The sequence below is a fragment of the Streptomyces sp. NPDC101191 genome (genome assembly GCF_044767915.1).
Classification (GTDB): Bacteria; Actinomycetota; Actinomycetes; order Streptomycetales; family Streptomycetaceae; genus Streptomyces.
In genome coordinates, this window is sequence record NZ_JBIWOU010000001.1 from 1 (window position 1) to 21186 (window position 21186).

At 69.8% G+C, this 21186-nt stretch carries 22 protein-coding genes and 1 pseudogene; 9 read left to right on the top strand and 14 right to left on the bottom strand.

The window, feature by feature from the left end; all coding sequences use genetic code 11:
* Positions 1-1020 precede the first annotated feature (1020 nt).
* The 3 genes from ACIRQF_RS00005 (at position 1021) to ACIRQF_RS00015 (ending at position 5307) form a co-directional block, all read left to right on the top strand.
* Positions 1021-3558 carry a Helicase associated domain protein gene (locus ACIRQF_RS00005; protein ID WP_404087437.1) on the top strand — a complete coding sequence of 846 codons (2538 nt, stop codon included), beginning with the start codon at positions 1021-1023 and terminating at the stop codon, positions 3556-3558.
* A 7-nt stretch (positions 3559-3565) separates the two neighbouring features.
* The gene (locus ACIRQF_RS00010; RefSeq protein WP_404087439.1) at positions 3566-4561 is read left to right on the top strand and encodes an abortive infection family protein; all 996 of its coding nucleotides are present in this window, start codon (positions 3566-3568) and stop codon (positions 4559-4561) included.
* A 497-nt stretch (positions 4562-5058) separates the two neighbouring features.
* A complete protein-coding gene (locus ACIRQF_RS00015) occupies positions 5059-5307 on the top strand; it encodes a hypothetical protein (protein WP_404087441.1) in 249 nt (82 codons plus the stop codon).
* A gap of 85 nt (positions 5308-5392) precedes the next feature.
* Here the strand turns inward: ACIRQF_RS00015 and ACIRQF_RS00020 are convergent, their stop codons facing one another.
* Positions 5393-5695, bottom strand: coding sequence for a hypothetical protein (locus tag ACIRQF_RS00020; RefSeq protein ID WP_404087443.1), 303 nt, complete (start codon positions 5693-5695; stop codon positions 5393-5395).
* Positions 5692-6303: a 2'-5' RNA ligase family protein gene (locus ACIRQF_RS00025; protein WP_404087445.1), complete on the bottom strand. Its 612-nt coding sequence runs from the start codon at positions 6301-6303 to the stop codon at positions 5692-5694. The genes ACIRQF_RS00020 and ACIRQF_RS00025 overlap by 4 nt, the downstream gene beginning before the upstream one ends.
* Before the next feature lie 374 nt (positions 6304-6677).
* Between ACIRQF_RS00025 and ACIRQF_RS00030 the strand changes: the two genes are divergently transcribed.
* The 4 genes from ACIRQF_RS00030 (at position 6678) to ACIRQF_RS00045 (ending at position 10080) form a co-directional block, all read left to right on the top strand.
* Positions 6678-7592, top strand: coding sequence for a nucleotidyltransferase (locus ACIRQF_RS00030; RefSeq protein ID WP_404087447.1), 915 nt, complete (start codon positions 6678-6680; stop codon positions 7590-7592).
* A gap of 8 nt (positions 7593-7600) precedes the next feature.
* The gene (locus ACIRQF_RS00035; RefSeq protein ID WP_404087449.1) at positions 7601-8242 is read left to right on the top strand and encodes a hypothetical protein; all 642 of its coding nucleotides are present in this window, start codon (positions 7601-7603) and stop codon (positions 8240-8242) included.
* A gap of 261 nt (positions 8243-8503) precedes the next feature.
* Positions 8504-8767 carry a hypothetical protein gene (locus ACIRQF_RS00040; protein ID WP_404087450.1) on the top strand — a complete coding sequence of 88 codons (264 nt, stop codon included), beginning with the start codon at positions 8504-8506 and terminating at the stop codon, positions 8765-8767.
* A gap of 716 nt (positions 8768-9483) precedes the next feature.
* The gene (locus tag ACIRQF_RS00045) at positions 9484-10080 is read left to right on the top strand and encodes a hypothetical protein (protein ID WP_404087452.1); all 597 of its coding nucleotides are present in this window, start codon (positions 9484-9486) and stop codon (positions 10078-10080) included.
* On the opposite strand, the gene ACIRQF_RS00050 is transcribed toward ACIRQF_RS00045, so the two are convergent.
* From ACIRQF_RS00050 to ACIRQF_RS00070, 5 genes are all read right to left on the bottom strand, one after another.
* Positions 10004-10549, bottom strand: coding sequence for a hypothetical protein (locus ACIRQF_RS00050; RefSeq protein WP_404087453.1), 546 nt, complete (start codon positions 10547-10549; stop codon positions 10004-10006). The genes ACIRQF_RS00045 and ACIRQF_RS00050 overlap by 77 nt on opposite strands.
* Positions 10546-11323 (bottom strand): IS5 family transposase gene (locus ACIRQF_RS00055; RefSeq protein ID WP_404087455.1). Its coding sequence is split into 2 segments (ribosomal slippage): positions 10546-10963 and positions 10962-11323, totalling 780 coding nucleotides; the frame shifts between segments, so codons are not numbered across the junction. Before ACIRQF_RS00055 ends, ACIRQF_RS00050 begins: the two co-directional genes overlap by 4 nt.
* A gap of 177 nt (positions 11324-11500) precedes the next feature.
* Positions 11501-12022 (bottom strand): hypothetical protein, encoded by a 522-nt coding sequence (locus ACIRQF_RS00060; RefSeq protein ID WP_404087457.1) that lies wholly within the window; start codon positions 12020-12022, stop codon positions 11501-11503.
* Positions 12023-12083: 61 nt separating this feature from the next.
* Positions 12084-12401, bottom strand: a complete 318-nt coding sequence (locus ACIRQF_RS00065) for a hypothetical protein (RefSeq protein WP_404087459.1) — start codon at positions 12399-12401, stop codon at positions 12084-12086.
* A gap of 71 nt (positions 12402-12472) precedes the next feature.
* On the bottom strand, positions 12473-12787 hold the full coding sequence (locus ACIRQF_RS00070) for a hypothetical protein (RefSeq protein ID WP_404087461.1): 315 nt from the start codon (positions 12785-12787) through the stop codon (positions 12473-12475).
* A 175-nt stretch (positions 12788-12962) separates the two neighbouring features.
* On the opposite strand from ACIRQF_RS00070, the gene ACIRQF_RS00075 reads away from it, so the two are divergent.
* Positions 12963-13112 (top strand): hypothetical protein, encoded by a 150-nt coding sequence (locus ACIRQF_RS00075; RefSeq protein ID WP_404087463.1) that lies wholly within the window; start codon positions 12963-12965, stop codon positions 13110-13112.
* Positions 13113-13198: 86 nt separating this feature from the next.
* On the opposite strand, the pseudogene ACIRQF_RS00080 reads toward ACIRQF_RS00075, so the two are convergent.
* The 7 genes and pseudogenes from ACIRQF_RS00080 to ACIRQF_RS00110 all read right to left on the bottom strand — a co-directional run bounded on the left by ACIRQF_RS00080 (position 13199) and on the right by ACIRQF_RS00110 (position 19602).
* Positions 13199-13675 (bottom strand): annotated as a pseudogene (locus tag ACIRQF_RS00080) (lamin tail domain-containing protein).
* Between the two features lie 40 nt (positions 13676-13715).
* Entirely contained in the window at positions 13716-14633 is a 918-nt protein-coding gene (locus ACIRQF_RS00085) for a squalene/phytoene synthase family protein (protein WP_404087464.1), read from the bottom strand.
* Positions 14634-14644: 11 nt separating this feature from the next.
* Positions 14645-15958 (bottom strand): FAD-dependent oxidoreductase, encoded by a 1314-nt coding sequence (locus ACIRQF_RS00090; RefSeq protein WP_404087466.1) that lies wholly within the window; start codon positions 15956-15958, stop codon positions 14645-14647.
* An 84-nt stretch (positions 15959-16042) separates the two neighbouring features.
* Entirely contained in the window at positions 16043-16597 is a 555-nt protein-coding gene (locus ACIRQF_RS00095) for a DUF6545 domain-containing protein (RefSeq protein WP_404087468.1), read from the bottom strand.
* A 204-nt stretch (positions 16598-16801) separates the two neighbouring features.
* Positions 16802-17002, bottom strand: coding sequence for a hypothetical protein (locus tag ACIRQF_RS00100; protein ID WP_404087469.1), 201 nt, complete (start codon positions 17000-17002; stop codon positions 16802-16804).
* 862 nt (positions 17003-17864) lie between these two features.
* Positions 17865-19067: an MFS transporter gene (locus ACIRQF_RS00105; protein ID WP_404087471.1), complete on the bottom strand. Its 1203-nt coding sequence runs from the start codon at positions 19065-19067 to the stop codon at positions 17865-17867.
* Between the two features lie 109 nt (positions 19068-19176).
* On the bottom strand, positions 19177-19602 hold the full coding sequence (locus ACIRQF_RS00110; protein ID WP_404087473.1) for a carboxymuconolactone decarboxylase family protein: 426 nt from the start codon (positions 19600-19602) through the stop codon (positions 19177-19179).
* 73 nt (positions 19603-19675) lie between these two features.
* On the opposite strand from ACIRQF_RS00110, the gene ACIRQF_RS00115 reads away from it, so the two are divergent.
* Positions 19676-21130, top strand: coding sequence for a PLP-dependent aminotransferase family protein (locus tag ACIRQF_RS00115; protein WP_404087475.1), 1455 nt, complete (start codon positions 19676-19678; stop codon positions 21128-21130).
* Positions 21131-21186 lie beyond the last annotated feature (56 nt).

Here is a 21186-nt window from a genome sequence, read left to right on the forward strand (position 1 = left end):
CCGCGGGAGCGCTGGCGGGACGCTGCGCGTCCCGCTCACCCGGCTTGCTTCGCAAGCCGGGTGACGGTCCGTTCGCTGCGCTCTCCGACCGGCGGGACTTTGTCCCGTTGACCTGGCTTCCGCTTCGCTCCACCCAGGTCGGGCGAGTCCGCTGCGCTCCCCCGCCTTAAGGCCCCCTGCCGGCGGCGCCTCCAGGGGGCCTGGGGCCCCGGCCTGCCCGGTGGCCTCCGCTGCGCTCCAGCCACCAAGGGTGCTGGGCGCCCTGACGGTGCGCCACGCTCTGCGCGGCCCACCGAAAGCAGCGGCCACTCGGGTGGGGTCGGGGGCGCGTCAGTTAGGTGGATTGGGTGGTCTTCCGGCCAGGGTGTCAATGCATCCTTGATACCAGTCTTCTTCGGTATCGGGAGCTGTTCCCGTCCTGCCGGGAGGGGCAATGAGCTGACATGCGAGCCGTGCGGCATCGTCGACTTGGACAGTCAACGGGTTCACCCTGCCGGAGTGGAGTGCGCCGAGTGCTGCTCCTTCACCACCGTGATAGGCCACCGCATGCCGTGATGGCTGTTGCGGACTCTTCTCGTTACCCCTGGGGGTGGCCTCCCCTTGTAGCAGGCCCAGGAGGGGCAGGCCGAGGGCTAGGAAGAAGGCCAAGAAGATGACGCCTTGACTGAAGGCAGGTAAGGAGCAGAACCATCCGTAGAGGCTCCGCCACGATGTGGCTTGTCTCATGCCCGTCAGCCTAGGGGGCGCGGACTCTGCTGGGAACCAAATTGTCTTCGGTATCCGGATTCGCAGTGTGCTTCAATCTGTATCCAGGATAAACTCTGGAGACAGATGATGTCACCTTGGGTTCTTAAGAGACGGCATCGAGATCCACCTAGCGCGTTGCTGGTGTTCCGGCGGGGCGGATGAATCAGCCGATCGCGTCAGTCCAGTCGTAGCCCCTATGGCTTCTCTACGTGCAGTTTTCCCGTTTCCGCCGCTCGAATCGACCAGACGGCACCGCAGGAGAAGGCAGGCGAGATGTCGAGCACAGACCACGCTGATCAGCGCGAGGCAGCCCAGCGAGAAGCCATTGACGCGGTCGTGCGCGCCCTCGAATTGCCAGCAAGATCACTTGTGCCCGAACGAGGGCTTCGGACACAGGTGATCATGGCGACCGGGTCCGGGAAGACCCGGGTGGCGGTCCGCAGCGCGGAGGAGCTCCACGCGGGCCGTGTGCTGGTGCTCGTGCCCTCGCTGGACCTGCTCGCCCAGACCGAGGCCGCGTGGCGCGAGGGAGGCCGCCGGGGCCCGATGATCGGGGTGTCCTCGCTGCGGGGTGAGGAGGTGTCCTTCCCCAGCACTACGGACGTGGACGAGCTGGTGGAGTGGACGCGGGGCCTGGACAAGGTCACGGTGTACGCCACGTACGCCAGCCTCGGTCTGGGCACGCTGGAGCGGGCGCACGCCGGGGGCCTCGCGGCCTGGGACCTGATCGTCGTGGACGAGGCCCACCGGGTTTCGGGCCGGATCGGCAAGCCGTGGGCGGTCGTCCACGACAACCAGAAGATCCCGTCCCTGCGCCGCCTCTACATGACGGCCACGCCCCGGCTGTGGCAGCTCGGGGACGAGGACGAGGCCGGCGCCCCGGGCGAGCTGGTGGCGAGCATGGAAGACGACCCCGAGGGCCCCTTCGGCAGCCGCTGCTTCACCCTGACGCTCTCGGAGGCCATCGACCGGGGAATCTGTGCCCCGTACCAGGTCGTGTGCGTGGACGTCACCGACACCGCCCTCCAGGCCGCCCAGCTCCTGGGCGCCGAAGGCCGCTCGGCAGAGGTCCGCGGGGCCCGGCTCGCCGCGCTCCAGACCGCCCTGGTGAAGGCGTCCGCGGAGGAGGGCTTCCGGCGCACGCTCGTGTTCCACCACGTGGTGAAGGAGGCCGAAGCGTTCGCGGCCGGCCTCCCGGACGTCGCCGCGCAGCTGCACGCCTCGGACCCCGAGCTGTACCCGAAGACGATCTGGGCGGACTGGCTGTGCGGCGACCACAAGCCGCTCCACCGCCGCCGGCTCCTTGGAGAGTTCGCGGCCGGGATCGCCACGGACGGCACCGTCGTGGAGAAGTGCTTCCTGTCCTCGGTGAAGGTCCTGGGCGAGGGCGTCGACACCAAGAACTGCGACTCCGTGTACTGGGCCGACGTACGCGGCTCGATGCCCGACCTCGTCCAGGCGGTCGGCCGGGCGCTGCGGATGCAGCCGGGCGAGGGCAAGATGGCCAGCCTGGTCGTGCCGGTCCTGCTCGGGCCCGGGGAGACAGCGGACAACATGCTGACCTCCCGGGCGTTCGGCGGGCTCGCCAAGCTACTGGAAGCGCTGCGGGCGCACGACGCCCGGATCGTGGAGACCCTCGCGGAGCAGCAGGCCCCGAGCCGCTACAAGCCCGTCAGCAAGGACGAGAGCGGCAAGAACACGGGCGGGAGCGGCGAGGGCTCCGGAGGCGTCAGCGCCCCCGCCAAGGCCCTGCTGAAGTTCTCCACGCCCCGCGACCCGGCCGCCCTCGCCGCGTTCATCAACCTGCGGGTTCTCAACCCGGAGCACGAGCACTGGCGGCGCGGCGTGGAGGCCGCTGTCATCTTCGCGCGCGAGCACGGGGACCTGAAGGTGCCGTTCACGTACCGCGTGCCGGAGGGTGAAGAGGCGGAGGGGGTCGGGTGGCCGGCCTCGCTCGCCAACTTCCCCCTCGGGCAGTGGATCGCGGACAACCGGCGCTTCTACGCCCGCGGTGACATGGACGAGGACCGCATCGGCCAGCTGGAGAAGCTGGGCATGGTCTGGTCGCACTTCGATGTCGCTTGGGAGGAGGGCCTGTCCGCCGCGCGCGGGTGGGCCGAGACGAACGGGCACCTCCTGGCCCCGCTCGATGCCACGTACCAGGGGTACAAGGTCGGCATCTGGCTGAAGAACGCGCGGGCCGCTGCCCGGAAGGCGGCCGAGATCGAGCAGCGGCGTGCCGAGGGTCTGCCGGTGGAGTCGTCGGCCGGGGCGCTGTCGGACGAGCGGCGCGAGCAGCTGGAGGACATCGACCCGTCGTGGTGTCCGGCCTGGCCGGTGGAGTGGCAGCGCGCCTTCCACCTCGTCCGGATCCACCTGGAGGAGGTCGGCGGCACGCTGCCGACCGAGCCCGGTGAGGTGATGCACCAGGGCGAGGACCTCGGGCGGTGGGTGCGGGCGCAGCGGCTGGGCTGGGACAAGCTCACGGCCGTGCAGCAGTGGATGTGTGAGCAGGTCCTCGGGATCACACCCGCGAGCGAGGAGGAGAAGCCTCAGCCGCGCCGTACGCAGGCTGACAAGTGGGCGCTGAACTACGAGGCCGCCCGCCAGTTCTTCGAGCGCGAGGGGCACCTGCGGGTGCCGAGGAAGCACGTCGAACGGATCGTCGTCGGCGAGGACCAGGAGGAGCGGGAGTTCCGGCTCGGGGCGTGGGTCGGGAACCAGCGCAGCAGGGCCGCGACGTTGTCCCCGGAGCGGGTGGAACAGCTGTCCGCGATCGGGATGCGCTGGACGTCGGCATCGGGGGGATGATGATCCCGTGATCAGCATTTTGGTGCAGGAAGCGTTACCGCGGGCCGAGTGGCTCCAGGAGGAGTCGTGGCAGGCAATCTCTGACCACTATGGGCGCCTTGGGGCAGCCATCGCGGCAAACGATCGTCCTCTGGTCGTAGGTTCGGCGAAGGAGCTTGTCGAATGTGTCGCACGCGTCGTCCTCGTGTCGCACGGACGTGTGACAGGGGACAAAGACGAATACGACAAGGTCCTCGCTCACGCACACACCGTTGTCGAACACGCCGCTGAAAACGGTCTGCCGCCGAACGACCCCCTACGACAGATCCCGAACGCCGCGAAGAAGATGGCGTCGCAGCTTCGTGAACTGCGCAACCGCTTCGGGACCGGGCACGGCCGTCCCGTTGTACACGAGATCACCGCCGAGGTAGTCGAGGCGTGCGTGCACGGCGCCCTGCTGTGGGTGCGGTGGGCCCTGGCGAGACTTCAGGCCGTGCTCCTAGGCGCTGTTGAACCTTTGGTACATGACCTGCGCGAGGGCATCTTCTCCAGCGGGGACCTGGCTGCTCGACTGGATGCTGCGAATGTCCCGGGCCTTGAGGAACCAGAGCAGCGGCGCCTCGGAGTGGCCGTGGGCCAACGGGCGGCCCGCGAGACATTCGTTGTACGCAACGATGGCATCCGAGCATGCGCAGACAACCCAGAACGCTGGCCAGACGCCTACCGGCAAGGAGTCGTGGAGGGCCTGTTCCTCAACGAAGACGGCCAGGTGGAAGCACGGCCCAGCATCAGTCCAGATTGTGCTGCCGACGTGCTGCGGCATCACTCAGCGCCTGAACGGGTCCTTACCGAACTGCTAGACGTCCTCCGTTCGGCATCCTGGTCATTGCGCTTCCAACAGGAGCATCCAGCAGTCCTCACCGCCATGCGTGAGACACTCCCGCGCCTGCCGGACTCGGGACAACAGCCGTGGACCGACATCATCAACGATCTGAAGGCCCGCGCGCTTTTCGAGCCGAGATGAGGCCGGTCGAAGAGTAGCCACCCTGCTGTGAAGCAAGCGATCATGTCCCGCCATGCCCCGCAGCGTCAGCAGCATTCGACTCACTAGAGATCATGTGGGCATGGCGAAGGCCCGGACCCGGTGTCCGGGCCTTCGCCATGCCCCGGATCTTTCCCCCGGCCGCTGCTGTCCGGGTCCCGGCTTCCGGCCCCAGGGGGTGAAGAAGCCGTGCCCGGCAGGACGAGACGCAAGCACCTGAGAGCTGCCACTGTCCCGCCCGCCATGTCGAACTCACGCCGGAGGCAGTACCGATGACCAGCCGCCAGACATCTGGGGCAACACCCGCGCCGATCGCCGCTACGCTGGAAATGCCCACCCTGGGCCGGGCCGAGACCCCACAGGGACGCTCTCAGGCAGAGAGTCGCAGCAGGAGCGCCGACCGCGCGGCGCACATCCCCGCGGACGACACCACGCAGGTGTCCGTCGTTTCTGCTCCTCCGCCTTCTAGGAGAATCCCGATGGCTCGGGACCAGCACTCCCCCGCGTCCGCGCATCCTGATCCACCCAGAACGCCCGAACCCGCCCCCGCCGTGAAGCCGGCGCTCTTGTCGCAGCGCACCGCGCTGATCCTCTTCATAGCCGTCGTCAGCAGCATCGGCATCGGCGTGCTGACCTTCTTCGCCGAGAAGTCCTACCCCAAGGCGGTCCTCGCCGGTGTCCTCGCAGCCGGGGCCTGCACGGTAGGGCTGCACAGCCTGATCGACTGACCTGCGGGGTCGGGCAGGACCCTCCTGCCCGACCCCGTGGCACGGGCGCTGAGGGGGCGGGCCCGCTGTCTGCTTCGACGGTCGGTCAGGGGGAGCCTGTCACCACCAGGGCGCCAGCGTCGTCCCGCCGGGTGTCGCGGAGGGTCAACTCCGGTGAGGAGTAGAGCAGCCGGCCTTCGAGGTAGATCTCGTACTGGTAGTGCCCGGCGCGCTCAAGGTCGCGCCGCTGCTGAGCATCGGCGTCCGGCAGGACGAGCTCCGCGAAGCCGCGGCCGTCGCTCAGGGTGCCCCGGGTCATGATCTTCCCGGCGAAGACCAGAAGGTCGGCGCCGACGGTGATGTGGACGGCGTCGCCATAGATTGGGCGCCGTCCGGGGAATCCGGTCATGCTCCCGCCCCCGCGAGCGGGACTTCGGCGATCGGGGTCCACCGGATGTGCGTGCCGTCGTGCCACTGCTCGACCAGGTGGATCCGGTCGGCGAGGACGGTGGCGGACAGCGGTCGGTCGATGCCGGCCAGGTCCGCCTTGAGAGTGACGGAATCGACGTGCTCGGCGCCGGCGGTGGTGTAGGCGGTCGACATGTGCGGGTACCGGCTCGGTCCCGGCTTGAACGCGGCTCCCGTGAACGCCGTCGCCTGCGTGACGGCGTCCACGAGCACGGTGAACGGGCGTCCGGGCCAGCCGCTGAGCTCGATCGCGAAAGGGCCAACGGCAGGCCGGTCGAACGTCAGGGTGAAGGGCCGCACGGTGCTGACGCGGGAGGCGACGTCCTTCACGAGCGCGTCGGTGTCGACGTCGTCGCGGCCCAGCCCGATGGCGTGCAGGAGCGTGCAGTGCATCCCGTCGGCACCCACGCTCTGCAGGCCCGGCGGCACGAGGTGCTGGTAGGGGGTGATGAGGGCGTCGGCCTCGGCCGGGGTCGGCAGGATGTGCCAGTGCAGATCGCGGCGGCCCGCAGGCCAGAATCGGCCCAGCTTCGCGAAGAAGTCCTCCATCGGCGCCCTTCCCCTGTGGCTTTCCTTGGGTGTCCTGCCCATCCTCGCGGTGCCGCACCGCCCGGCGCCAGAGCCGGCGTCAGACCGTCAGGTCCGCGCGGGCGCGCAGGCTGGCTGCCGCGTCACGGTGCCCGGCTGCGGCGCGGGCCAGGCGGCGTGCGGCGGTGATCCTCAGATTCACGGCGGTGCCGCTGGTCCGCCGCCCATGACGCGCAGTGGGGAGGCCCGTGGCAGTCCGGCGCACGCCGCCGTGCACGGGTCGACCTCAGGGACGCCGGGCACTCAGTCGCGGGCACTCAGTCGGCGGAGGTCGCCGCTACCGGCTCGTCTGGGAGACTCCGCTCGGGAGTGGTCCGGTATCGAGAGGGGCGCGGATGGACCGTCAGCTGAGTGTTGAGGAGCGGCTGGAGCGGCTGCTGAGATGGCAGAAGCCTGCGGGGTCGGCTGAGGCCGAGCGGCAGCGACGTGCCGAGCGGATGGTCAGGGAGGCAGTGGCCGCCCACGGCCCCTTCGCGGACCTCGACATCACGGTGGAGGCGAAGGGGTCGTACCCGAACAAGACGAACGTGCGTAATGACAGCGACGTCGACATCAAGGTACAGATCAACGACCCGTTCCACGCACAGATCGACCCGCAGAGGTTCTGGTTCGGTGGGCGCTGGATACACCGGTATGACGGGCCGTGGAAGCCTCGCGTGCTGCGACAGGAGCTGCACGCGGCCTTGGAGAACGCGCTCGGCACGGTCGACGACGACCACAACGTCGCGTTCTGCATCCCCGAGGTGCCCGGCAGCCGGCCGAGCGCCGACGTCGTGCCCTGCTTCAAGTACGTGCAGTTCACCGACGGGTCCTTGAGCCAGAGCATCGAGGGGAGCATCGTCTACTGCCGTGATGGGACGGAGATTGTCAACTGGCCCCGTCAGCAGCTGGTGAATGGGAGGGCCAAGAACGAGCGCACCAACCACCGCTATAAGTTCGTCGTCCGCGTGTTCAAGTCGGTCGAGAACGACCTCGCCGAGCAGAAGGTGATCGATCCGCTGCCGTCGTACTTCTCCGAGTGCCTCGTCTACAACGTGCCGGACCACGTGCTGACCGCGGGCTCGTTCGACGACGCCGTTCGCGGGGCGTTGCAGTACCTTCAGCGCAGTCTCCATCCCTGGTTCATGGAGCCGAAGTCGCTTGTGGAGCCGAACGGGATCAAGCCGTTGTTCGGGCGTGGCCAGAAGTGGCGGCCGGTCGACGGACGGAAGCTGGTCCGCGCCGCCTGGACCTACCTCAACTACGTGTGAAGGAAGAGATGACCCCCGCCGCCACCATCCGCCTGGGCGCGACTGTCGCCGCGACCGTGTACACGGTCGCGCTGTTCGTCCTCGGCCTCTACCCCACCCAGCTGCGGTTCGTCTTTGCGTACATCCCGGCCCTCGTCGGGTACCTGGTGATCGTCTTTGACAAGTGGGCCTGGCGCTGGCCGGGTATCCACCACTTCATCGGCCGGCCCTGGGTGGGCGGTACCTGGCGGGCCGTCCTCACACCGAGCCCGAAGAGCCGAATACCTGAGGGCGGGAACCGCGGCCCCATCACCACGTACCTCACCATCGAGCAGACCTACTGGAGCCTCCACGCGACCCTGCGGACCGCGGAGAGCTCCTCCCACTCGAGCAACGCCACCGTGAACGCGCCCGAGAACTCGGGCACCGCCGAGATCCGTTTCCTCTACGAGAACACCCCGCGCGTCGAGCACCAGCCGCGGAGCCCGCGCCACGAAGGCGCGGCGCGGATCTCGGTCACCGGTCGCGTGCCCACAGCGGCGACGGGCTGGTACTTCACCGGCCGGTTCACCGCAGGGGACATGGACCTCACCCTGATCAACCGCGGCACCGACTACGGCACGTTCGCCCAGGCCCAGGCCGCCGATCCCGACCACTCCCCGACAATGTGACACAGATCACATGCCATGTGTCGAGATTTATTGCCGGAACGGCCCTTTGCCGTCGCCAGTAAGTAGAAGCGCTGGTTCATAGCAAAGGAGAGCACGTACATGTCCGTCGCATCGTCCCCGGAGCCGGCCCCCGCCGAGACCGACACGGCGCCGCCGTCCACACCGGAGCACCGGGGCGCTGGATGCCTTGGAGCGGTCGGGGAGACACCCCATACGCGCGCGCCGGAGACTTCCGCTGTAGGCGCCGCGGACGACGTTTCCGTGCTCGCCCTCGAAATGGCCCACGACGCCGAACCGCTGATCCAGGATGCCGAGGGCCTCGCCGCGATCGACGTTCCTTCAGGGCTCGGTATCGCGGCAGTCTTCGCCGACACGTCCTCCCTCGCGGTGCCCCTCCCTGGCCTGTCCTCCCTCGCGGCCGTCCTCGCCGACACGTCCTCCCTCGCCGCGGCCATCACCCAGCAGAACGCAGCCATGAACTCGCTGATCTCCAGCGTGGCCATTCAACCCTCTCCGCAGCACTGACCAGGATGTACGAGACCGGAGGGATACGGAAAGTGGGCCCGTTTCTCGGCTCTGTCGCTGATCTTGTGATGTTCAGGTCCGTTCTGTCGAACATGATCCTGCCCTGCCGGTCGGGGTTGCTGAGCGATACTCATCCAGTGCGCATAGGTGGGTTTCCTCAACTCGCGCTCCGGTGCGCTGTCTGGAGCGGTGCGGTGCTTTTCGCTCCGCTACTTCTGGTCGGCGGAGGCCCGGCATACGACGGGCTCATGCGCCGTTTGAACCGTGAGGACGGACCGGGTCTTCTGGCCAAGGAAAGAGGCTGGGTGCACCCGGCGTATTGGGTGGTCACGAACCCTCTCGTGCTCGGCTTGACGTGGCCGACGCGTCGAGGCGGCCTCTTGGGACGTTGACGGCTGGAGCGGAGCGCAGCCGATCAGTTCCTCAGCAGGATGCGGGTCCGGGCCATAGTCGGCGCGTTTGAGTGGGTTTGACCCGGGTTGACCTGGCCTTCGTCCTGGCCGGCTTTCCAGGTGCTCGACAATCCGGCGACGACTGCGTCTCGGTCACGCAGGAGCCCGTCGGCGAACTGCCGCCGGCCCGCGTCTTCGGGCGTCCTCTTTTAGCGGGCGGGTGAATCCGGCTTCACACGGACGTGAGCTGGTCGGATACGCCAACCTGCCCACAGGTGCGGCGAGTAGCATCCGCCACCAACGCACAAGGAGAGCGTGATCTCCATGGCCACCAACCCGGTCGATACCCCGATCCAACCCCCCTACGCGGCGCACCTGGCCGCCGCCCTTGAAGCCAACCAGGCCGAGCAGGCAACGATCATCGCACGCCTGAACAAGCTCCAGGCCGAGGAGAAGTGGCTGTCCGCAGCGCTCACGGACAGGCCTTCGGCACACGCGGCGAAGCCGGCAACCGCGCGGTCGGCCGACTCCGCGCCCCGTGCCGTTGCGGACAGCGAGGACACGACTGTCCTGCCGCAGCCACGGACAGAGGAGACCGCCCCCGGCGCAGCTCCGGCGGCGATGGCGGGCACGGCCAACAAGCCCGCTCCGAAGAAGACCACCGCATGGAAGATCACGGCCCCCAGAGACGCGGCCACCCCCGTGAGGAAGCCCTCGACCAAGAAGGCAGCCGCCTCGAAGACCACAGCGGGGGCCAAGCGGACGAAGCAGAGCGAGCCCACCCTCGGCCAGTTCCTCAGCACGCTGCTGTCCCGGGAGCCCGGCGAGCCTAAGACGCCGTTCCTTATGGCTGAGCGAGCTCTGGTTTCTCGCACGAGTTGCGGAGTGCTGTCAGCGCTTCCCAGCCCTTTCCCTGCGTGAAGAGGTGGCGGATGGTGCCCTGGCCGGTGTCCAGAATGACGTAGTGCTCAGGAGTAAGGGACATGCCCCACGGCTCGAGGGTGTGGGTGCGGGCTAGAGTCTGGCCGCATGTGGTGCAACTGATCCAGGGGACCAGGACGAGCTGATCGCCCAAGCTGGCTGTGGTCGCAGGCATGGGTGCGCTGGTCGTGTTTTCGATCAGTTGCAGGACTGAGGCGGTTTCACTGCCGGGGCACTGGGAGAGACGCGGAGCAAGTGTATGGGGCCACATCCCCCAGGCTTCGCAGACAACGGCTATCTCGGCCCGGGTGGTCTCGTCGATGGGCACTTGGTGCCGCAGTAGGGCGGAGACAAGCAGTTCGAGGCCGCCTTCCTGTTCGCCGATGCTCCAGTAGTCCACGACGGCCTGGGTGTCGTCGGGCGGCAGGAGGGCAGCGAGCCGGTGCCATACGGCAGCTTCGTTGGTCATGTCGGGAGAGTAGTGCGGGCGAGCCGACGGCAACCGATGAGGGCTGCGGCGATGGCGACGAAGGCGAGGAAGTGTTTGGCCTTGCGTTTGTAGCGCCGGTGGAGGTGTCGGTAGTTGGCCAGCCAGGACACGGTTCTCTCCACCACCGAGCGGTGCTGGCCCAACCGCTGTGAGGACTCGATGCCCTTGCGGGCAATGCGAGGACGGATGCCCCGCTGGCGCAGCCATCGCCGCAGGTGATCGTAGTCGTAGCCTTTGTCGGCGTGCAGCTTCGCCGGCTTCCGGCGCCGGGGGCCGCGGCGGGAGCGGATGGGCGGGATGCCACGGACGAGCGGCTCCAGGCCCAGGCTGTCATGCATGTTCGCGCCGGAAATGCCCAGGGACAGCGGCAGCCCGTTCCGGTCGCAGATCAGAGCAGCGGCCCCCTTTTGCGGCCCGCAGACTGACCGAGTCGATCGCGCACCGGGACCAGTCCAGCTCGCCTCGCGCTCCGAGTTCGTCGAGGATCACGCGGTAGAGCCTGGCCCAGACCCGGTCCCGGCTCCACTGGGCGAACCGGCGGTAGACCGTGGGCCAGGCCGGGCCGAACACCGGCGGCAGTTGTCGCCAGGTGCAGCCCGAGGTCGCCACGAAGATGATCGCGGCCAGGGCTTCACGGTCACTGGCCCTGCGTCGGCCGCCGCCCTGCGGGCGTATCACCACAGTTGGTGGCACCACCCGCCGGAACAGTACCCACAACTCGTCCGGCACCAGCCGCTCCACGAGATCCGTCATGCACGGCTCAACGAACGATCACGCCATAAGAAGCGACGTCTAAGCAACGGTCTTGAGGTCGAAGCCCCCGGGCCCAGGTCTCGGGCCCGCCGAGTTCGCCCGGGTCGCCGAGCCACTGGGTGAGCTCGGCCCTGATCTCGGGGTGCCGGGCGGGGATGAAAGGCGTCTCGGGCACGGCTACTCCTTCACGGGCAGTGCGTCGACGTTGCCGGTCAGACAGACGTCGACGACGGCCAGGGCCTGCGCGCGTGTCCACGAGCGGCATGCCGTGACGAGCTGCGCGTGGTCGGGGACGTGAATGGGGTCCATCTCCTCGACTTTGCAGGCGAGCAGCGTGCCGGGCTGCTCGATCCAGGTGATGTCGACGACGGTGCCCCTGACGATGTACTGGATCGTGAACCAGTGGATGAGGCGCAGCGGGGGTAGGTCGCGCACTTCGGCGGCAAAGAGCCGGTCGAGGGTGTCGCGCGGGAGGGGACGGTGCGGGTCACCGGCGCTGCGGGCGCGCGCGACGGCCTGGCTGACACTCTTCTCGGTGAGGCCGAGTTCGCCGGCGACGGCCGCGCCGCCGCCCCGGCCGCGGCGGGCGACCTCGGCCGCGATGGCGCGGGCACGGTCGTCGGCGGCGAGGGACTGCTCGGTGCGGGCGTGCTCGATACGGGCGTCGGCTTGGGCGACAACGTTGCGGTAGTCGGTCACAGAGGCCTCTCAGGGAAGGGAGCGGCCCGGCCGCAGTGAGGGCCGGGGCAGGGACGGCGGATCAATGCTCGTCGGCGTCCTCGGTCTCCTCCTTCGCGACGTCGTCCCGCACCGCCTTGAGGTACTCGACCAGGCCGTCGACGATGACGACGTCGCTCTCGCTGACCTGCGCGAGGGCGTGGGTGATCTCGGCCGCGATCTCGTCGAGCCGCTCGCCGGCGGTGTCGCCGGTGATGTTGTGGTCCGTGGCCTCGCAGCCGTTGGTGACGCCGTCCGTGTCCCACGCCGATACCAGCGTCGCCGGGTCGGGGTTCTCCCGGAGACCGTCCAGCAGCTCGGTCAGCTCCTCTTCGGCGGCCTCGGCGTCCGAGCCGAGCACGGCGCCGAGTTGGCGCTGGCGTTGAGCTCCTTCTCTCAGTCGCCGAGGATGCGCTCGGTGAGGGGCCGGATCTACTCCATCAGCTCGTTCGCCGCCTTCGCGGTGAGCACGGGGATGCCGTAGCGGCGCTCGAAGCCGTAGAAGACCCCGACCGGCACCGCGTTGGCGATCACGGCGTTGTAGTCGGCGAAGAGCCGACCGGTGTCCAGGTCGAGGCCGCGGTACACCGGCTGCGGCTCGGAGTGGTCGCGGAAGCGGCGTAGAGCTCGGCGGCGTCGGTGCAGGGGACGATCGTGACCGCGGTCATGGTGGTTACCCTTCGGGCTGTCGAACTCGCCCTGACAGGGGCTGTTCGGCCGGGTGTCGGAGGGCTGCTCCTCCGACACCCACCACACTTCCTTACCCCCGGGGAAAAGTACAACCCCCGGGGGTAAGGACGTTGGTTCGATCCCTGAAGTTGCCCGCTCGCGGCGCTGTCAGTGGCTCATGGCACCCTGGGCGGCCCGGCGGTCTCCAGTCGATGCGGCCGCCGTGCCGGCAGAGCGAGAGTGGAGGAGCAGGGTGAAGAACTACCGGGTCCAGTGGACGCAGGACGGTCGGGAGCACGAGTCGCGGGCCGGCTACGACCAACCGAGCGCCGAAGCCCGCAAGACCCGCCCGGAGAAGCAGGGCGGGGTCACCGATGTGAAGGTCGTCCCCGCGACCCCGTAGCAGTGTGATCACCGCGCTGGACGCAAGCGGGACGCCCAGCCCTCCGCTGTGAACTAGCGCAAGACGGGGCGCCGGAAGGTGGGGGGTCAGCGGTGGCTGTGGTGGCGGCGGCCGCACCAGGACTCGGGGTCGATGACGCGGCCGCGGTCGTCGCGGAGGGTCGCGGTGTCGGAGTGGTTGTCCCAGACGTAGTCGCGGCGGTCCTGGTAGAGGTCGGTGCGGGTGTCGCGGCCCTCGCCGGTGTGAACGCGGATCGTGAAGCGGCCGTCGAGGCGGACGTCGCGGAACCTGTGGCGGTGGCCGTCCTCGTCCTTCAGGGTGCAGCCGTCGAGGTTGACCGAGTGGCGAGAGTGGTTGGTGGTCTCGACCCACTCGGCGTCCAGGGACTGGTTGGAGCGGTTGTCCCGTCCGGGGCTGTCGGCCTACACGCGGCTGATCTCCACCCGCGAGGTGCGGTCGTGGTCGCCGTCGCGGGCGGAAGCCGGCAGTGCGGCGACGGAGACCAGGGCGCCGGCCGCGAGAGCGGTCGCGGCGATACGGCGGGCGGTCGAAGCAGCAGCCATGTGTGATGCCTCCTCAAGTGCAGGGTCTTGCTCACGCCGGTCAGCTGTGAGAGCGCCGCCGGGCCCACACCAGCTCCCGGAGCAGCACGACGCCGCACCTGACCGATGACGGGCCGCACGGACGGACCACGAGAGCCGCTCCGGCCTTGCGTACCGCTGCCTCGCGCAGCTCCTGCACCCTCACCACGGCGCGCAGGAATGGGCGATACGCCGGGGCGGCGAGTGCGACTATCGGCTGCGCCGCCGTCAGTGACGCGGCAGCGGCGTCGGCCTGGCTGGTGACGAGCTGCGCGACACGTTCCGCCCCCGGCGCTTGCGCCCGCAGGTCCTGGACCGCAAGCCCGTGCCGGGCGAGGGCCTGGTCGGAGATGCCAATCCTGCCCTCCTGGACGTCCTCCGCCAGATCCTCGAGGAAGTCGATTCGCTGCATGGCCGTGATGAGCGCCAGGCACGCACGCTCGAACTCGGCCGCCGCGGTCGTGCCGTCGGGCACCAGCAGGCCCATGGAGAGCATCAGGGCGGGCAGCGAGTACCCCTTGATGTACTGCTCGACATCGGCCTCGGTACCGAAGCGCTCCCAGGCCACCTCCTGGGCCGCCCCGTCCAGGAACTCCCGTACGCGGCCGCGCAGTACCGGATGCCGCTGGACGGACCGTGCGAGGGTCTGGAGGACCGGGTGGGAGGACGTGCCGGTGCTCAGGGCCTCGTCCACGAGCGTCTGCCACCGCTGGAGCGCTTCCTGGCGCTCCGGCAGGCCGCCTCGGTCGATCCGGTCGTCGGTCTCGTGCATGAAGGCGACCAGCACGACGACGTCGGGCTGGAGGGGCGCCGGCAGGAGGAGGCGTGCCGCCATGTACTCGGCCGGGGCGAACCGGCGTACCGCCCGGCGCTGCGCTGTATATCCGTCGCGGGCTTCCGGATCCGTGATGCCTGCGCGGTCCAGGACGCTTTCCCACATGACCGGCGGCCTCAGCGGCTGAGCAGCACGCGGGCTGCTCGGGCCAGGAAGCCGGGCTGGGTCAGGGCCTTCGGCGGGAGCTCCATGTTCACGACCCCCATGTACTGGGCGTTCACGGCGGAATCCAGCACGGACGCCTCGGTGAGCTTGTCGGCGACCCACTTCTGCACGCGGTATCCGCGGGGGTAGGGGCCGGTGACGTGGGGCTGCGCGAGGTCGGCGGCGGTGGAGAGCTGCCAGGCGCCGTCCACGACGGTTTCGGCGAGGCGGAAGTAGTCCCAGGCCGGGTTTTGCGGGTCGGGGTGGGAGCGGAGGTAGGCGCCGAGGGCATTGGCCTCCAGGGCCGCGAGCGTCAGTCCCTGCCCGTAGACCGGGTTGACGCTGGCCAGTGCGTCTCCCACGACGACGAGGCCGCCCGGGAAACGGGTCAGGCGGGAGTGCACCCGCCGTCGGCTTTCCACGAAGCGGTAGGTGCGGACGTCGCCGATCATCTCGGAGACGTCCGCCACCGTCCGCAGCGGGGCGACGCAGCGGCGCATCCTGCGGAGGAACTCCTCGCGGTCGGGTCCGGGGCGGTGGTCGGCGTAGCCGGCCAGGACGACCGACCAGCGCTCGCCCTCCACGGCGGCAAGCGCACCGGGCTCCGTGAGGGTGGGCTGGTAGTTGCTGGCGGGCCCCGGGCTGGAGTGGGCGATGACCGTGCTGCCCAGCTCGTCGCCGCGGTGGAACATCGCGGTGGCGTATCCGAGGTCGACCCGCATGCTGTCGACCGGTGCCTGATCCCAGCCGCTGTGGGCGAGCCAGTCCTCCAGCGGGCTGTTGCGTCCCATGGCGTCGACAACGAAGTCGGCTTCGAGCGTCTCGCCATCCTCGCTGTCGGGCCCGGCGGTGGTCACGCCGGCGGCCCGGTCGCCTCGCAGCACCAGGCCCGTGGCCTGCGCCTGGCAGAACCGGACGTGCTCGATGGCGGCGACCCGGCGCCGCAGGTGGCTCTCCAGGAACGGGCGGGTGGCACCGAGCATGCGCGCGCCCGGCACCGGTGCCTTCAGCCGTCCGTCGAGGTAGAACTGCACGTCCTGGTCCTCGCCGAGGCGGGCGCCGCCCTTCACCAACTCGTCGGTGATCCCCGGGAACCACCGTTCCAGCTGCGTGTGCCCCATGGACAGCAGGGCGTGGAGCTGGTGGCGCTGCGGAGTCCGGCGGCCGAGGCCGTCGCCGCCTATGACGTCGGGCTCTATCACCACGACGTCCTCGGCGTAGTCGCTCAGCACGCGGGCGGCAATGAGCCCTGCGTAGCTTCCGCCCATGACGATGGCCCGCTTCACATGTCCCCCCAGCCCAGCTCAACGGCTGGGTCTTCGAACGCTGTTGCTGACTGACGCCATGGTCGGCGCCGGACGGTCAGGACACTACCGCGCGCTCGCCGGAGGCCTCCCGGCGGTCGAGGGACTGGTGGTGCGCAGCTCGGCCAGGGACGAGTCGGTCAGCGGATGGTTCAGGTGGGCCGCGACGAGCAGGAGCCGAGCTCGCTCGTCGGCGGCAGCGGTGTCCTCCCCCAGCAACGCGAGAACGGTGGCATCCGGCGGGAGCGGGGGCGGGGGACGCGACGAGCCCTCGGTGCCGCGCGCCGCCTGGAGCCGCAGGTGGGCATCGCGTAGCACGGCCGCGGTCATGACCGCTTGCCGTTCTGCGGCCGACAGCGGCAGGGGGCTGGCGTGGGCGTGCCGCCTGATGGTCTTGGCCGCCTCGGGAGAAGACCAGGCCCGCAGCACACGCATCCCGTCGAGGATTTCCACGACCCAGCGGTGCAGCGTGAAGCGGACGCTGACCAGGCGCAGCCCGGCGCCACTCGGGTCCAGGGCGAGCCGGTCGTCCACGTTCAGCACGGCCAGCTGCCACAGCGGCCTGAAGGCCTTGAGGCCTCGCCGCTCGCGCAGCCATGCACTGACGGCGGCGCCGGTCATTCCCTAGGTGCTGAGGACCACTCCCACAGGGCCGACGAGGGAGCCCAGGGTGCCCACCTCGTCAAGTGCATGACTGCCCAGGCTCGCGGCCGCAACCGCCGGGGCGTTGCACAGGACGTGCCCGAAGCAGACGAGCATCGACACGCTGAAGTACCGGCCGGCGTGCTGAAGGGCGGGATCGGTCGGCGTCAGCCGTCGAGCCCGTCAGGCGGTGCTGAGCGTGGCGCAGGACAGCGCGGACAGGAACAGGCCCACAGAGACCAGCACCACGGGTTGGTCGGCGAAGTCGGTGTTGAAGCGCCGCGGGTCGGCCGGGCGTCCCTCCAGGTCTGCCAGCCAGAAGAGACCGGCATGGCCACCACCACGCCGGCATAGCCCCCAGCCCAGGCCGGGCCTGCGGTTCACCCGGGCACGTTCACCCAGGGATGTGGTGGCGCTCCACAAAACGGTGAGGGTGTGCGTGTGGGCGCAGCAGGCAATGATGCCCACATAGACCGGCAGGGTCGCCGCGCTCGGCCGTCCGGTCACCTCGCCCAGACCCCGGTATACGGCCGGACTGGCCGCGATGTAGACCCGCTGTCGTGGAGGTAGGCGTCCAGGCCGGCCGCCGTGGCACCGACATGGCGAGGCCCAAGCTGATCAGCGCCGGCGTGGCGGTGCGTTCCCGCAGGAGCGCGACGCCCTTCCACACGCAGATGAGCAGGTTGAGGGTCGCCACCAGGAAGGAGAGCATCGTGGTGCCGTGCTCAGACACCTGCGCCCCTGTGCGTGAAGGTCGACGAGACCGATGCGTCTCTGCGCGCCGAGCCTGCTGGCCTCGCAGGCGCCAGCCATGAGTGAAGCGTGTGACGACCGGTGCTGTGCTCCAGTCGGCCAGCTCGTCCCCGTCTTCGGCACTGGGGAAGAAGGCGTCTGCACCGGGCGGTCACCGAACTCGGGATGGCGCAGGGGTTCCTCGCGGAGCACCAGGTGACCGCGGCCGGGGACCGCTTCCCTTTCGCGATCCTGCTGGGCGACCGGGTCCGGGTCGGTGCCGAGGGCGCGGACCGTACGCGCCACCACGATGTCATGGGCTGGGCGAACCTGACCGTGCCCGGCGCGGCCGGGCCGGTGGAGGTCCGCAACCTCCGCTTGGACCCGTTCGCCCCGCGTAACCGGGCGCGGGAGGTCGCCGCGATGCGCTCAGCGTCCTGTCGCGACTGCTCTTTGGCCGGAGCCAGCAAGTTCCCGCTCGGCCGTGAGACCAGGCTCGTAGGCACGTGGGAATTCACCTGCCCTGCGACTTACTCCCAGGCCGGTTCACGATGTGGACCACGACGGGGGCGGCGAGGGCCATCGCGGCGCCGATCCACAGGACGCTCGTCGTGGAGAGGCCGTCGACCGCCAGGCCGCCGAGGAGGGCGCCGAGCGCGATCGCCAGGTTGAACGTGGAGACGTACAGCGAGGAGGCGGCTTCCGTCGCGTCCGGCGCGGCGTCGAGGATCCAGGTGTGGAAGGTGACCGGCACCGCGCCGTAGCCCAGGCCCCACAGGATCACCGCGCCCGCGGTGAGCGGGGTGTCGCCGAGGAGGACGAGCAGCACCATAGCCACGGTGAGCACCACGGAGATGCCGAGGACGGTCTGCCGGAGCCGCTTGGCTACGTGGGCGCCGGCGATGAAGTTGCCGCAGATGCCGGCGATGCCGAAGGTCAACAGCAGGGCGCCGATCAGGTTGTCGGTGACGCCGGCGTCCTGCAGGATCGGCCGGACGAAGGTGTAGGCCAGGAAGTGGCCCGTGATGACGAGGAAGGTGAGGGCGATACCGGCGCGGACGCCGGAGTTGCCCTTGAACACCTTCGGCAGGCCGGCGAAGGTGATGGTGCGCTCCGCCGGCACCTTCGGCATCAGGACGACCATGCAGGTCAGGGAAATCAGGCCGAGGACGCCCACGGCGCCGAAGGCGGTGCGCCAGCCGCTGAGGTCACCGAGGAACGTGCCGGTGGGGACGCCCAGGACGGACGCGGTCTCGACACCGCCGAAGATGACGGCGGTGGCACGGGCGACGTGCCGCTCCGGCACCAGCCGCAGCGCGATGCCGCCGGCCAGGGACCAGAAGCCGCCGACGCTGATGCCGATCAGGAAGCGGGCGACGAGGACCGCGGCGAAGCCGGCAGCGAAGGCGGAGGCGAGGTTGGCCACGCCGACGATGCCGATCAGGACGGCGAGGACGAGCCGGCGGTCGATCTTCTCGGTGGCCACGGTGACCAGGGGCGCCGACGCGGCGGCGACCAGGCCGGGGACGGTGACCATCAGGCCCGCGGTGCCCTCGGAGACGTCGAGGGCGGAACCGATCGGGCTGAGCAGACCCACGGGCAGCAGCTCGGAGGTCATCAGCGAGAAGATGCCGAGGGCCACCGCGAGGACGGCGAGCCAGCCCTTGACGGGCGACGGCTCTGTGGTGACGGGGGTGTGCGTGTCGAGGGTGGCCATGGCCGTGTGAGCACCTTTGTGAGGAAAGCGGTCCGGGCGGGCGGCCCGCACCGTGTCCACGGGCGGTGGTGCCGGGGCCGACCACAGCCCGTGAACGGGATGACTTCCGTTACTCGGTACCGGGCGTCTTGCGCGTGGAGACGTTCATGCGGTTCCACGCGTTGGTGGTGAAGATCAGCGCGATGAGCTGGGCCAGTTCCTTCTCCTCGAAGTGCTCGGCGGCCGTGGCGTAGACGTCGTCCGACACGCCCTGCGGCAGGAGGGTGACGGCCTCGGTCAGCGCCAGGGCGGCGCGCTCCTTCGCGGTGAACAGGCTCGCCTCCTCCCAGGCGGTGAGCTGGTAGATGCGCTCCTGCGTCTCGCCGCCCTTGCGGGCGTCGGAGGTGTGGTAATCGATGCAGTAGGCACAGCGGTTGATCTGCGAGGCGCGGATCTGCACCAGCTCGAGAAGGACGGGGTCGAGTCCCTCGCGGGCGGCGGAGTCCAGAGCGAGGACCGCCTTGAAGACCTTGGGGGCAACGGTGGAAAAGTCCATGCGCTGAGGCACCTGAAATGTGGTCATGGAACGACCCTAAGCAGCGAAATGACCCACGATAGGGTGCATTGCTGTGGAAGAATCATGGGTCAATACGCCTGAGACCCCGATCGCCGGCAGCGATCCCGGCGAGACCGCGGGCACCGATCTCCATCTCGAACTCTCCGGCGAGGGAAGCCGGCGCGCACAGCTCGCGGACGCCCTGCGGGAGGCCGTCAGGTCCGGCCGGCTCCCGCCCGGCACCCGCCTGCCCCCGTACCGCTCACTCGCCCTGGACCTGGGCATCGCCCGCAACACCGCCGCCGCCGCGTACGCCGAACTCGTCGAGGAGGGCTGGCTCTCGGCCCGCCAGGGCTCCGGCACACGGGTCGCCCAGCGCGCCGCCGTCCACCCGGACCGGCAACGCAGCCCGCAGCGCCGCAATCGCCGCCGCGTGCCGCACGACCTGATGCCCAGCTCCCCCGACGCCGCCGCCTTCCCCCGTACGGCCTGGCTCACCTCCGCCCGCCGGGCCGTCGCCGCGGCCCCCAACGACGCCTTCGGCGTGGGCGATCCACGGGGCCGGCCGGAGCTGCGCGAGGCGCTGACGGAGTATCTGGCGCGTGCCCGGGGCGTACGCGCCGCACCCGACCGGATCATGATCTGCTCCGGCTTCGCCCACGGCCTCGGGCTGCTCGGCAAGGTCCTCGGCGGGACCTGGGCGGTGGAGGCGTACGGGCTCGCCTTCCACCGCGCCGTCCTGGAGGCGGCCGGCTCGCGCACCGTGCCGCTGACCGTCGACGCGTCCGGAGCGCGCGTCGAGGAGCTGCCCGAGAGGGGCGTACGGGCCGCCCTGCTCACGCCCGCGCACCAGTTCCCCACCGGCGGGCCCTTGCACCCCCAGCGCCGGGTGGCGGTCATCGACTGGGCCCGGTCCTGCGGCGGCGTGCTCGTGGAGGACGACTACGACGGCGAGTTCCGCTACGACCGGCAGCCGGTCGGCGCCGTGCAAGGGCTCGACCCCGACCGGGTCGTGTACATCGGCTCGGTCAGCAAGAGCCTGTCCCCGGCGCTGCGGCTGGGCTGGATGGTCCTGCCCGGATGGCTCGTCGACGACGTCCTCGCCGCCAAGGGGCCCCGGGAGATGTGGTCGGGTGTCGTCGACCAGCTCACACTGGCCGACTTCATCACCTCCGGGGCCTACGACCGGCACCTGCGGCACATGCGACGGCACTACCGCCGGCGCCGCGACCTGCTCGTGGGCACGCTCGCCGAACGTACCCCGCACATCCGGGTCGGCGGCATCGCGGCCGGGCTGCACGCCGTGCTCGAACTCCCCGACGGCACCGAGGACACCGTGCTGCGGGCGACCCGACGACAGGGGCTCGCCCTCGACGGGCTGCGCTCCTACCGCCACCCGGACAGCACCATGGCCCCCCGCGACGGCCTGGTCATCGGCTACGGCACGCCCATGGACCACGCCTTCCCGGGGGCCCTGGACGCCCTGTGCCTGGCGCTGCCCGATCCGGAGGAGGACGAGAAGGACTGACGGCCCGGCATACGACTGCCGGAGCTGGTCACACCTGGGCCACTCCACCGGCCGCG

Excerpts from the sequence above, each read along its gene's own strand:
- ACIRQF_RS00005 (WP_404087437.1), top strand. The coding sequence starts at position 1,021 with ATGTCGAGCACAGACCACGCTGATCAGCGCGAGGCAGCCCAGCGAGAA.
- ACIRQF_RS00015 (WP_404087441.1), top strand. The coding sequence starts at position 5,059 with ATGGCTCGGGACCAGCACTCCCCCGCGTCCGCGCATCCTGATCCACCC.
- ACIRQF_RS00020 (WP_404087443.1), bottom strand. The coding sequence starts at position 5,695 with ATGACCGGATTCCCCGGACGGCGCCCAATCTATGGCGACGCCGTCCAC.
- ACIRQF_RS00025 (WP_404087445.1), bottom strand. The coding sequence starts at position 6,303 with ATGGAGGACTTCTTCGCGAAGCTGGGCCGATTCTGGCCTGCGGGCCGC.
- ACIRQF_RS00030 (WP_404087447.1), top strand. The coding sequence starts at position 6,678 with ATGGACCGTCAGCTGAGTGTTGAGGAGCGGCTGGAGCGGCTGCTGAGA.
- ACIRQF_RS00035 (WP_404087449.1), top strand. The coding sequence starts at position 7,601 with ATGACCCCCGCCGCCACCATCCGCCTGGGCGCGACTGTCGCCGCGACC.
- ACIRQF_RS00045 (WP_404087452.1), top strand. The coding sequence starts at position 9,484 with ATGGCCACCAACCCGGTCGATACCCCGATCCAACCCCCCTACGCGGCG.
- ACIRQF_RS00050 (WP_404087453.1), bottom strand. The coding sequence starts at position 10,549 with ATGACCAACGAAGCTGCCGTATGGCACCGGCTCGCTGCCCTCCTGCCG.
- ACIRQF_RS00085 (WP_404087464.1), bottom strand. The coding sequence starts at position 14,633 with ATGTGGGAAAGCGTCCTGGACCGCGCAGGCATCACGGATCCGGAAGCC.
- ACIRQF_RS00095 (WP_404087468.1), bottom strand. The coding sequence starts at position 16,597 with ATGACCGGCGCCGCCGTCAGTGCATGGCTGCGCGAGCGGCGAGGCCTC.
- ACIRQF_RS00105 (WP_404087471.1), bottom strand. The coding sequence starts at position 19,067 with ATGGCCACCCTCGACACGCACACCCCCGTCACCACAGAGCCGTCGCCC.
- ACIRQF_RS00110 (WP_404087473.1), bottom strand. The coding sequence starts at position 19,602 with ATGGACTTTTCCACCGTTGCCCCCAAGGTCTTCAAGGCGGTCCTCGCT.